We start from the raw sequence: 12,460 nt of genomic DNA on the forward strand, positions 1-12,460 counted from the left end.
GCTTCGCTACGCACCGTGCTGACGCACGCCCTTCGCATGCCTCACGCAAGGGATCTCTGAAACCATCGTTTCTCTGTTTGTTATGCAAAGTTTAAGCTTGTAAGTACTTGTATTTCAAGCTTAAACAAGGTAAAGACATCATTGCAAAGGTCATCTGCGTGAGGGGCATGAAGCATGCCCGCAAGGGCAGTACGAAGCGCAGCGAAGTACCGTAGCGAAGCGCAGTGCGGAATGCCCCGACCCTTGCGCAGCAAGGGGCACGCCCAAAACAATAAAAAAATTATTTTTTAGAAATGCGTACTTTTGTATCGTGAAAAAACTACCTATTGGCATACAAAGCTTTGAGAAAATTCGCACGCAAAACTACATCTATGTTGACAAAACTCCATTCATAGAGAAGATGCTCAACACGGCACCTTACTTGTTTCTTTCTCGCCCTCGTAGGTTTGGCAAGTCATTGTTAGTAGATACGCTCAAATGTTTGTTTGAGGGCAAAAAAGAGCTCTTTCAAGGACTGTACATTTATGATAAATGGGATTGGAATACAAAATATCCTGTCATCCGTTTAGATTTTGTACCTGATAAATACACCGATCCTCAAACTTTATCTCAAAAGTTCACTTTTCTGTTCAAAGAATTGTATAACTATCATCAAATTCCGTATTTTGAAGACACTTTGCACAGTAATCAGTTTCAACATTTGATTAAGGAAGTGTATAAGAAGTACGGTCAAAAAGTAGTGATACTGATAGATGAATACGATAAGCCGATAATAGATTGTTTGACCGAAGTAGAGGTAGCCAAAGCTAATCGTATGTTGTTAAGAAGTGTGTATAGTGTTATCAAAGGTTCAGATGAGTACATTCGGTTTGCTTTTATCACGGGAGTAAGCAAGTTTAGTAAAGTGTCTTTGTTCAGTGACTTGAACAATTTTATGGACATTACTATTCACCGAAATTTTTCAACCCTTTGTGGATATACTCACCAAGATGTGCTTACACACTTTGCCGATTATTTAGAAGGAGTGGATATAGAAAGAGTTAAGAAGTGGTACAATGGCTATTCTTGGAATACAAAAGCTGAAAGCGTGTATAATCCGTACGATATTTTGCTTTTTCTACATTCTCGGGAATACCGAAGTCATTGGTTTGAAACGGGTACGAGTTCATTTTTGATTGATTTGATAGAGAAAGGGAATTGTTATTTGCCGAGTTTAGAGAACACGGTGTCGGATGAACTTTTGTTGAGTACATTTGACATTGAGGATTTGTATCCCGAAGCGGTGTTGTGGCAAACAGGATATTTGACGATTAAAGAGGAGTTACAGGTATATGATACGATAGAGTACCGGTTAGGATATCCGAATTTTGAAGTAGAACAGTCATTAAACAGAGTGTTATTAAGGCATTATTTGAGGAGTTCTAAGAGTAAGTACAATCCTGTGGCAAGTGCAGTGGTTGGGATTTTGAGCAGTGGTGATATGCAGGGTTTGCGTAATCAACTTAATAGTTTGTTAAGTAGTGTCAGTTATACGTACAGCACAGTTGGGGATTTAGGGGCTTATGAAGGTTTTTATGCGAGTGTGTTGTATGCGTATTTTAAGGGGTTAGGGATAGAGAGTGTATCGGAGGATGTAACGAGTATAGGTCGGATAGATTTAACTCTTTTTGCTCATCCGCATATTTACATTTTTGAGTTCAAGATGAAACATCATGGTCAGGGGGCATTGGAACAGATAAGACACAAGCGATATTATGAGAAATACCTTTCAGAAGGTAGGATAATTTATTTAGTAGGGATAGTTTTTGATGTACAAACTCGTAATATCGCTCAATTTGAGTATGAAGTGATTTATCCATGAAAATAATTGTTTGAGTAATACAGAGCGTTATTTTAATTTTGTTAAAAAGTTTTATCAAGTATGAACTATTTTGAGTTTTATCAGATACCTGAGTCTTTTTTCATAGATGAAGTAGAACTACGTCAAAAATATCACCAGATTAGTAAGCATCTTCATCCTGACTTTTTCGGTACTGCTTCTGAAGCAGAGCAGCAGGTAGCTTTGGAAAAATCCACTTTGAATAATCAAGCTTATAAAACTTTAAGCAATCTAGCTTCTCGTATAGAGTATATTTTACAGATACACGGGCTATTAGAAAGTGCTCCCCCTCTTCCCCAAGATTTTTTAATGAAAATGATGGATATCAATGAAGCAATTGAGGAAGGTAGAAAAAACGAGGTGGAAGGGCATATTCTTTCTCTGCGTGAACAACTTTGGCAAGAAATTGAACCTATTTTGAAGAACTATACAAATAGTCAGAACAAAAAAGCAGATTTAGAAAAAGTAAGAGAGTACTACCTTAAAAATAAATACTTGGAACGATTATTAGAAAAATAATTAAGAAGATTTTTGAGGTTCGTAGCCTGCTTCTTTAAGTACCGTTAGCCAGTCCTGTGTTTTCATCAACTGGGATAGGGTTATTTCAGGGTGCTTTTCCATGTAGCTACGAATAATTCTGTATCCGATAAACATTGCTAACTGCCCTGGAGATTTATCACTATACCCTTTGGTAAAAGGTGCTGTTTCTACGTATTTACGAAAATCAGGTGCATTTTTGGAGTACAATTTACCAACCATGTCTTTCCAAATAAAGGCTTCGTTTTGATAAGCCCATTGCATTTTTGCCTTAGAACAAGAGAATATCAAAGTATCTTCGGCATTTTCTATCATATTTTGAGTAAAATAAGCTGCTGCACCCATTTTAAGCATAATCTCGGCAAAAGTAGGTTGTTGAGCAGTGTTAGACTTACTAAAATGGACACCTGCAAAGCGCCGCATGATGGTATAAGGAAGTGCCTTAAAGTTAAACCTTTGATGTAAATAGAGGGGAAATTTTTCATTTTTGTAGAACTTAAATGTATCTCCAAGGCAAAAATCCATAGAAACTGCAATGAAACTAGTGTCTACCACAACTTCCGCATCTTTTTCTAAACTAGAAACAAATAAAATAATTGGAGGAAGTTGTTTCTGTGGGTAAAAATAATGGTAACGTTTGGCTATAGGTAGCATAGCTTTTTGAATATCATAGTTACGCCAAGCTTTATCTATGCTAGCGTACATGTACCGCCAGTCAAAAAAGCCGCTCAATTCTTGCAGGGCAAAAATCAAATTTTCCAAAGACTTATTGTCTTTTTTCTTAAAAAATTGCTGAAGATAAATTCGGACTTTTTTAACCTCAGGACAATGGGCAGGTAACTTTTTCAAAGCACTGTCTAACTTTTTTAATCCAATATTTTCAAATACATACTTATCCTTAGTACGAAGCAATCGGCGTAAAACTTTATGCAAAGGCATAATATCACAATTTGGGTTAGCATGCTTATAGCTTTGAAAAGTCATCAGCCAACGTGCATCTGTACTGTCTATAGGCTTGCCTAAATTGATATACTTGACAATAAAACGTTCATACTTAGGAACCAGATGCGTTTTAATTAACTTTAATGGGTCTTGGGTAGTGTCTTTTTTCCATATCAAATACACACTATCCATAGCTAAATGAAAGTTGTGTACAATTACTTTTACACTGTCTTTCTGAGATTTAACCGCTTCTTTGACTTTTTCCTGGCGCTTCTCTTCGTTACTTTTACTGCACTTTCCACAGGAAAAAATAAGAAAAATAATCATTAAAGCTTTGCAAAATAGCAAAATACGATATTTGAACATATTAAACTCTCTGCAAAAATAAGAGAGTTTCAAACACTACCTGCAAATAATAGTTTAGTCATTTCATTATGTTGATTGGGATACAATTTTGTACCTTTGTTGTATGAATTTTTCGCAGCTCAAACTGATTATTAAAAGAGAGTATCTGAACAAAGTAAAAAACAAGGTATTTATCATTAGCACAATATTAGGTCCCTTAGGTTTGATAGCCATTCTCGGTGTCCAAGTTATTGCTACGGCATATACTAAACCTGAATCGCTTAGTATTGGAATTATTGATGAAAGCAAACTCATACTTCCCAAACTTCCCTCAAAGCATGAAAATTTTTCCTTTATGCCTTTGCAAGGTACAGTAAGGCAAAACTTGATACAGATACAGGGAAAAAATTCTAAACTCAATGGTATTCTTTATTTTCCGAAGGATTTTTCTATCAAAGGTGGGGAAGTAACCTACTACGGTAAAACAACATTGAGCGTAAGTAATTACGACAAGCTAGAAAATCTCTTGGTCAAAATACTAAAAGATGAGCAGCTGATACAAGGGGGTATACGTCCATCACAATTAGATAGTATCCAAGCTAAGATAAGTCTTACCAATTTAGAAGTAAATGAGAAAGGAGATATTAAACCTACTCATAGTGCAATAAATATGTTTATAGGTTTTGGCACAAGCATGTTGCTGTATATGTTCTTGTTTATCTACGGAGCGATTGTATTGAGAATTGTTATAGAGGAGAAAACTAACCGCGTCGTAGAAGTATTATTGACTTGCGTAAAACCTATTGATTTGTTAATCAGCAAAATCATCGCAGTTTTATTAGTAGGCTTAACACAAATAGCAATTTGGTTATTTTTGATGATAGTGTTGTTAAATGCTCTAAGTCCGATAGTAACAAACAATAAAGTTTCACCTAAAGCCGCCCAAGTGCAAATGGTAAAACAAGATAGTTTGAAGGTTGACATTCAGCCGAATAAAAATTCTAACCTCGTACAAATTCTATATTCTACCTCTTACCAAGTTTTAGTTTATTTTGTGTTGTATTTTGTTGGTGGATATTTGTTTTATGGTTCTTTATTTGCTGCCATAGGGTCTGCGGTAGATAACGAATCGGACACACAGTATTTGCAGCTACCTATCACTATACCGATTATTATTCCTATTCTATTTACAGGACATATTTTAGAAAATCCTAATAGTAGTCTCTCAAAATTTCTGTCTTACTTTCCCATGACCTCACCGATGACTATGCTCACTCGATTTAGTGCAGGTAAAGTAGAAGCATGGGAATTATTTCTTTCCTTATTTGTCTTATACGCTTCTGTGGTGGGAGCTTTGTGGGTAGCTGCAAAAATTTATCGCACAGGTATTTTGATGTATGGAAAGAAGCCTTCCTATAAAGAACTATGGAAATGGTTAAAAATGTCATAAAAAGTTTTTTACGTGCTTAAATAAAGCAGCGGTAGATATTTTTGCAGCGAGTCATGCTCATATCGTATATTGTACAGAGAAAAAAGTTAAAAAAATGGATAATAATCTTTGGATTTGCTTCTTGGTCAATTTTGATACTCAATTTTTTGTTTCCAATTGAAGTTAAAAAACCTTATTCCACGCTTATATACAGTCAAGAAAAGGTGCTTATAGGCGGATTTTTATCTACTGACCAAAAATGGCGCATGGAACTAAGCCCTGATGAAGTACCTGACGAGCTTAAAACCGCTATCTTATTCAAAGAAGATAAATGGTTTTACTGGCATTTTGGAGTAAATCCTATATCTGTATTGCGGGCTTTGGTTAAAAATACACTTCGGGGAAAACGCACTTCGGGAGCTTCTACGATTACCATGCAAGTAGTACGCTTGTTATATCCACACAAAAGAACTTATTGGAACAAACTCAAAGAAATGCTGCGGGCTATTCAATTAGAAATGAACTACTCTAAAAATGAAATTCTGCTTTTATATCTCAACTATGCGCCTTATGGTGGAAATATAGAAGGGATAAAAGCTGCATCATATATTTACTTTGAAAAGCCCCCTAACAGGCTAAGCTTAAATCAAATTATTTTGCTAACTCTTGTACCTAACCGCCCTAACTCTTTACGCTTAGACAAAAACCCTGCAGACTTACAAAAAACCAGAGCATATTGGATAGAAAAATACAAAAAACACAAAATTTTTAACGCTGCCCTTTTAGAAGAAGCACTTAAAGAACCTACACAGTACAAACGACACAATATTCCTATCTTATCTCCACAGTTGAGCTATATACTCAAGCAAAAGTATCCTGAATATCAGGTTATTTACACTACAATTCGTGTAGATATACAAAAAAATGTTGCTAATTTGTTAAAAAAACATGTTGAGCAATATCAACCGATTGGCATTACTAATGGGGCAGTGCTAGTAGTAGATAATAAAACTCGGCAAGTAGTAGCATACTGTGCTTCTGCAGACCCTACGGATAAGCGCTCAAAAGGTTTAGTGGATGGAATAAAAGCTATTCGCTCTCCAGGTTCAGCTTTGAAACCTTTGGTTTATGGTTTAGCCATTCAAGAAGGTTACATTACTCCTCAAACTCGTTTATTAGATGTTCCTACTGACTTTAATGGATATGCTCCCCAAAACTTTGACTACACTTTTCAAGGTGAAGTTAGTGCGCAATATGCTTTGGTAAATTCTCTCAATGTGCCTACCGTACGATTAGCCCAACAAATAGGATTAGAAAGAGTTTTGCAGCTTTTTGCGGATGCTCACCTTAAAGATGTACAAAAACGTAAAAAACAGCTCGGATTATCCGTAGTTTTAGGAGGAATAGGGACAAATTTAGAAGAGCTCACAGCGCTTTACACTGCTTTTGCAAATCAAGGTATATGGCAGCCTTTGCGGTATCTAGTACATGAAGACACAACTAATCTACCCAAAGTAACTCTACTAACCCCCGAAGCAAACTTTATATTAACAGACATGTTAAGTAAGCTTTCTCGCCCTGATATGCCTACACGGTTTTCTAAGCTTGAAGAAGTGCCTAAAATTGCTTGGAAAACAGGTACTTCTTATGGAAAGAAAGACGCTTGGGCGATAGGTTATCATGTAAATTACACAGTTGGCGTATGGTTAGGTGATTTTTCAGGTAAAGGAATAACGAATTTAGCCGCATCACAGATGGCTACGCCGCTTTTGTTTGATATTTTTTATACCATTTTGCCAAAAGACCAAAGATATGTATGGTTTAAGAAGCCCAAAAATGTACAAACTCGGCTTGTATGTTCGGAAACAGGTTGGCTTAGCAGTCCGTATTGCGATGCACAAAAGCAAGTTTTAGATATGTACATTCCCTACATTTCGCCTAATGCAGTGTGTGATAGAAATCAACGATTGTATGTTAGCCAAAATGAAAAGTATGAGTATTGCCAACATTGCCTACCTAAAACAGGATATGTAGAAAAGGTATATCCTATACTTCCGCCCGAATTAGTCATTTTTTACAAAGAGAATAAGGTAAATTTTTCTGTACCACCTCCGCATAATCCAAATTGTGATAGGTGGATTTCCCAACAAGGTCCTCAAATTATTTCTCCGCTTAGCAATTATGAGTATGTTTTAGAAAAAAATGCCCCTATTGAAATTGTACTTCAAGCTGCTTCCGAAAGCAGAATACGCACTCATTTTTGGTATATCAATGGGATATTTTACCGAAAGGTCCCTGCGGGTCAAAAGTTGTTTTACAAACCTCGCAGTGCCATAACTAAAATCACCTGTACAGATGAAATGGGCAGAAGTAATCATGTAATTCTTAAAGTCAAGTGGATATAGAAGTTAATTTTTTGTTATTTTTTTGGGCGTGCCCTTGTGGGCAAAAGCCCACAAGGTCGGCGTGCTTCGGGCTATGCTATTGCTTCGGTGCTGCGCTTCGCTCCGCACTGGGCTAACGCCCACCCTCCGCATGCCTCACGCAAGAGATCTCTGAAAAAATCGTTTCTCTGTGTGTTATGCAAGGTTTTAGCTTGTAAGTACTTGTACTTCAACCTTAAACAAGGTAAAGACATAATTGCCCAGGTCATCTGCGTGAGGGGCATGGAGCATGCCGTTAGGCAGTGCGAAGCGCAGCGAAGCACCGAAGCGAAAGCGTAGTGCGGAATGCCCCGACCCTTGCGCAGCAAGGGGCACGCCCAAAATAAAACTATTTTTTAGGTTACCTCATCCTGCTGCACATTTTATCTAGCCCCATAAACTATAAGGGCTGCTTTTAATTTTTAATCCACTTCGGAAGGAACTCCGTGGTAAGATATAGAATTAAGCCAATTGTTCCTCCGACTAATGTGCCGTTAATTCGTATGTACTGCAAATCCTTACCTACTTCCAATTCAATTTGTTCGGCTAAAGACTTAGAATCCCAACGGCGAATAGTGGTGGAAATATGCTCCTTTACTATTTCTTGATTAGACTCTACTACTTGTACTATCTGTACTTGTAACCAAGCATCTATTTTTTGCCTAAGAGTTTCATCTTGCATCAACTTCTGCGAAATTTCTTGAATTTGTTTTTGTATAAGTACTTGATTTTGAGGTTTTTTTAGTTCTTCCAATAGCCAATCTTTTACTTTTGTCCATACTTGGCGAGTATGCTCCCGAAAGAAAGGATTTTGTACAATCATTTCCTTAATTGCGATAACTTTTTGCTGATACTCAGGTGCAGTTTTGAGTTTTTCAATCCATTCTAAAAGCTTTTCATCAAACTTGTAGCGAATATCATGTTTAGGGTTATTCTTTATCTCATTCGCCAAGCTTTTGATGGCTTGTAAAAAGCTATCCGTGTAAATTTTATCTACAAACTTAGGTACAAAAGCAGGGGATTTTTTACTCACTTGTTCATGTATCTTTTTACGATTTTCCTGATTATCTACTTGTAAAATAATAGCTTGTAAGGCTATTTCTAGTAGCTTTTGGTGGTGTTTTTCTGTAATAATTTTTTCTAACAGTTGGTAAAAGTAATTCTCTGCATTTGATTTTTGGATAAAGTCAATAACAACTTGTTGCAGTTTTGAGTCTAAGTCATTTTTTTCTAATTGGGCAAGATAGAGAGGAATAAAATTTTCAATGGCAGTAATTATTTTTTGTTGATTGGATTGCTCTTGTAGCCATTGTGCTAATCTGTGAGTAAATTCAATTTCTTTTATTTTTTGTGCAATACTTTCCTTTTTGAGAAAGTGCTGCTGAATAAACTCGCCCATTTTGAGAGCAAATTTGTCTTTTTTTATCGCAATAAGGTTAGTGTGTGGAATTTTTAATCCTAATGGATGCTTGAATAATGCTGTAACTGCGTACCAGTCTGCTAATGCACCTACCATACCTGCTTCTGCAAAAGCTGCTAAGGCTTGCCAAAAGTCTATTGGATAGTAGTAGTGCAATCCACGTGCAGCAAGCAGCAGGATTACCATACAAAACAGTAAGAAAGTAGCTGTACGCTTGAGTTTTTGTAACTTTATCCGTTTAAGTTCGGCTTCATTCATTGAAGCAAGCACTTCATTTGAGTTTAACTACCCATATATCTTGTGAGCCTTTGTTTTTAGACCTAACTGCGCCGCTTTGACTGCTATAAGTGTTACCTGCTACGATGCAGCCTTTGTCTTCTGTGTCTATTATGCTGCAAACTTTGTCTTCATCGGCACCACCTAACATACGTTCCCAAATTTTGTTACCCGATGCATCTAGCTTCATAATCAAAAAGTCTGCTCCTCCTTCATTTTTACCTGAAACATCAGGTATAGATAAAGAGCTGGTAGTCCATCCTCCTACAAAAATATTTTTTCCATCTTCGGTTATAGCTGCTGCGGTAGCAAAGTCTTTTTTTTGCCCGCCGTACAGTTTATCCCATTGTTTGTTTCCTTTATTATCTACGGCAAGGATCCACCAGTCTTCCTCACCATTGTTTTGCATAGAGATATCGCCATTTTTTGAGCTGGTTGTTGTTCCCACTACAATGTACCCTTTTGATGTTACTAATACTGCGGATGCCGTTTCTTCGCCTATGCCGCCATAAGTTTTTTGCCATTCTATATTTCCTTCTTTATCACACTTAATCAATAACACATCATGGTCTGGTTTTTCAGGTTCTGTACGTTTGCCATCCTTGCGGTTAGCGTGATCTGCGATAATAAATCCTCCATCTTTTGTAGGAGCAACGGAAATATTGGCATATCCGTCCCAGTCTGTATTAGGAATACTTTTCTCCCATACTTTATTACCCTGTGTGTCTATTTTAAGCATCCAATAGTCATAACCGCCTTCATTTTTAGCAGATACATCACCAGAAGCAGAGCTAGTAGAACGACCTATACACAACAATCCTCCATCTTTGAGTTGTATCATAGCATTGAGGTATTCATTATCCTTTCCACCAAAATTGTTTTCCCATACAATTTTACCATTAGCATCGGTTTTGAGTATCCAATAATCAAAATCGCCTTTGTTTTCATGCTGCAAATCAGAATTTTTGCTGCGTGTGCTTCGAGAGTATCCTCCAATAAAATATCCTCCTTCTTTAATAGGTATAACAGAAAATGCATAATCATCATCTGTACCACCATAGTTTCTGTCCCATTCTTTGTTACCTTTCGCATCTATTTTAACAATCCAATAATCTGCTGTGATAATTCCATCATTCTTTGCATAAAAACCTTTATTTTCTTTAGATATATCTCCTATGGCGGAGCTTTGTGTGTAGCCTACTATAATACATCCTCCATCTTTTGTGGCGATTACTTTGTTAACATACTCTGCTTTATTACCACCTAGTAGTACGTCCCATTCAATAGACTGTGCTAAATAAGGGCTTGAGAAGCCAATTAGTCCACCTAAAATAACAATTTTGATAAAATGTCTCATAGTTTTTTAATTAATTCTTGACAAAGATAATACCAATGGTAGTTTTGCGTGCAATTTATTACTTATTTCAGGTTTTGCAAAATTTTGGTGAGCGTAATAACATATCTGATAGACTATAATCTGTACTCCTATATCTAAACAGAGTCAACCTTTGTGCTTCGGCTGCTTAGCCAAAGGACTATAAAAATTATTCCTGCGTTCAGCAGCAAAACATGATAAAAATCTAAACTGTACTTTAATCCTATCCAAAAGCTTACAAAAGGACTAAAAATATCTAAAATAGCCACAAGTAAAGGTACAGATATACTTATCCGTATAATCAAAGTATCGGATAAAGTTCTTTTAGTCAGTATTCCCAACGTATATAGGGCTAAAAGTGGAGCGTACGTGTATCCTGCTAACTTAAATATAGTTTTGATGATACTACTTTCAGAAAGTTGAAAAAACAACATACACAACCAAAGTACTGCTGCAAAACCTAACTGAATTTGAGATACTCTCTTTTTTCGCAAAAATGGATCTGTATATTTATCGTTTACTTTCAGAATATCTACCGCAAAAGAAGTAGTAAGCGCAGTTAAAGCAGCATCGGCACTTGCAAAGGTAGCGGCGATTATTCCTATTACAAAAATGAAAAAAAATTGAGGCTCAAAATACGTGCTTACAATTTGAGTAAAAAATTTGTCTTTTGCCGTAGGTACACTAAATTCAGGATGATGCAAAGTAACCAAATACAAAAAAGCACCAATGCACAAAAAAACGAAATTCATTGCTAAAAAGATGAAACTAAAAACCAGCATATTTTTGCGCGCTTCGGGATAGGTTTTCAAGGTTAAATTTTTTTGCATCATATCTTGGTCTAATCCTACCATAGCAATTGTGGTCAACATTCCTGAAACGAACATAAATATGCCATTATTTTTATTCAATAGACTTCCACCGTGCCACACTTGCATTTTACCTGTTTTATATGCACTTTTGAGCATATCTATCCATGAAAGTTGCAAAAGTTGCTTAAAGCCATATAATATACTCGCTACACAGAGTATCAAAATACCTGTTTGAATAAGGTCTGTCCATAAAATAGTTTTTACTCCGCCCTTGTAAGTATAGCTTAACATGAGTATCATCACAATGGCGCCTACTAACCACAAAGGAACGCCTATTTGATGCAATATTATTTGATGTAACGTAAAAACTACGATATACACGCGTGCCGATGCGCCCAACGTACGAGAAAGTAAAAACAACAAAGCCCCAAGATGATAAGTTTTATTGCCAAAACGCCACTTCAAATACTCATAAATAGAAGTAAGTCCTAACTTGTAATAAACTTTCAGTAAAATGTATGCGATAATCCAAAATCCTACTACATTTCCGATAACAAACTGTAAGTAAGCAAAGTTATCTTGATAGACTAATCCAGGTGTACTTAAAAAGGTTACACCTGATATAGTTGTACCTATCATCCCGAAGGTAACTATTGTCCAATGAGTTTTTTTATCGGCTAAAAAGAACTGTTGTGCTTGTATAGTTTTTTTGCGTGTAGTTAGCCATGCGATAGATAAGAGCACTGCAAAGTAAAGTCCCATGCAAACGACAATTACAAGCGCGTCCATTTGGTACAAAGTTAAGAATGAACTGGAGATACAGGGCTTTTATATGCGGTTATGGATGAATGTGAATAACTTTTATTTTTTGGGCGTGCCCCTTGCTGACGCAAGGGTCGGGGCATTCCGCACTACGCTTCGCTTCGGTGCTTCGCTGCGCTTCGCACTGCCTAACGGCATGCTCCATGCCCCTCACGCAGATGACCTGTGCAATCATGTCTTTACCTTGTTTGAGCTTGAAG

General features: G+C 36.7%; 11 protein-coding genes. 6 read left to right on the forward strand and 5 right to left on the reverse strand.

Features of this window, described 5'->3' with window-relative positions; translation table 11 throughout:
* The first annotated feature begins 310 nt into the window (after positions 1-310).
* Entirely contained in the window at positions 311-1,861 is a 1,551-nt protein-coding gene (locus NZ519_06885) for an ATP-binding protein (GenBank protein ID MCS7028478.1), read from the forward strand.
* 60 nt (positions 1,862-1,921) lie between these two features.
* Positions 1,922-2,398 carry a Fe-S protein assembly co-chaperone HscB gene (gene hscB, locus NZ519_06890; protein ID MCS7028479.1) on the forward strand — a complete coding sequence of 159 codons (477 nt, stop codon included), beginning with the start codon at positions 1,922-1,924 and terminating at the stop codon, positions 2,396-2,398.
* On the opposite strand, the gene NZ519_06895 is transcribed toward hscB, so the two are convergent.
* The gene (locus NZ519_06895; GenBank protein MCS7028480.1) at positions 2,399-3,724 is read right to left on the reverse strand and encodes a hypothetical protein; all 1,326 of its coding nucleotides are present in this window, start codon (positions 3,722-3,724) and stop codon (positions 2,399-2,401) included. It abuts the gene before it with no gap.
* Positions 3,725-3,827: 103 nt separating this feature from the next.
* On the opposite strand from NZ519_06895, the gene NZ519_06900 reads away from it, so the two are divergent.
* Genes NZ519_06900 through NZ519_06915 form a run of 4 tightly spaced genes read left to right on the forward strand, consistent with a single transcriptional unit; the run spans position 3,828 to position 7,946 of the window.
* Positions 3,828-5,153, forward strand: coding sequence for an ABC transporter permease (locus tag NZ519_06900; GenBank protein MCS7028481.1), 1,326 nt, complete (start codon positions 3,828-3,830; stop codon positions 5,151-5,153).
* A 53-nt stretch (positions 5,154-5,206) separates the two neighbouring features.
* Positions 5,207-7,537 (forward strand): penicillin-binding protein 1C, encoded by a 2,331-nt coding sequence (gene pbpC / locus NZ519_06905; protein ID MCS7028482.1) that lies wholly within the window; start codon positions 5,207-5,209, stop codon positions 7,535-7,537.
* Between the two features lie 36 nt (positions 7,538-7,573).
* Positions 7,574-7,855, forward strand: coding sequence for a hypothetical protein (locus tag NZ519_06910; GenBank protein MCS7028483.1), 282 nt, complete (start codon positions 7,574-7,576; stop codon positions 7,853-7,855).
* A complete protein-coding gene (locus tag NZ519_06915; protein MCS7028484.1) occupies positions 7,806-7,946 on the forward strand; it encodes a hypothetical protein in 141 nt (46 codons plus the stop codon). Before NZ519_06910 ends, NZ519_06915 begins: the two co-directional genes overlap by 50 nt.
* 24 nt (positions 7,947-7,970) lie before the next feature.
* On the opposite strand, the gene NZ519_06920 is transcribed toward NZ519_06915, so the two are convergent.
* The 4 genes from NZ519_06920 to NZ519_06935 form a co-directional block, all read right to left on the reverse strand.
* Entirely contained in the window at positions 7,971-9,161 is a 1,191-nt protein-coding gene (locus NZ519_06920; GenBank protein MCS7028485.1) for a DUF445 domain-containing protein, read from the reverse strand.
* A gap of 85 nt (positions 9,162-9,246) precedes the next feature.
* On the reverse strand, positions 9,247-10,608 hold the full coding sequence (locus NZ519_06925) for a hypothetical protein (protein ID MCS7028486.1): 1,362 nt from the start codon (positions 10,606-10,608) through the stop codon (positions 9,247-9,249).
* A gap of 134 nt (positions 10,609-10,742) precedes the next feature.
* Positions 10,743-12,227: a sodium:solute symporter gene (locus NZ519_06930; GenBank protein ID MCS7028487.1), complete on the reverse strand. Its 1,485-nt coding sequence runs from the start codon at positions 12,225-12,227 to the stop codon at positions 10,743-10,745.
* A 49-nt stretch (positions 12,228-12,276) separates the two neighbouring features.
* On the reverse strand, positions 12,277-12,460 hold a 184-nt coding region (locus tag NZ519_06935), incomplete at its 5' end, for a hypothetical protein (GenBank protein ID MCS7028488.1).

The sequence above is a fragment of the Bacteroidia bacterium genome, assembly GCA_025056095.1.
GTDB lineage: Bacteria > Bacteroidota > Bacteroidia > JANWVE01 > JANWVE01 > JANWVE01.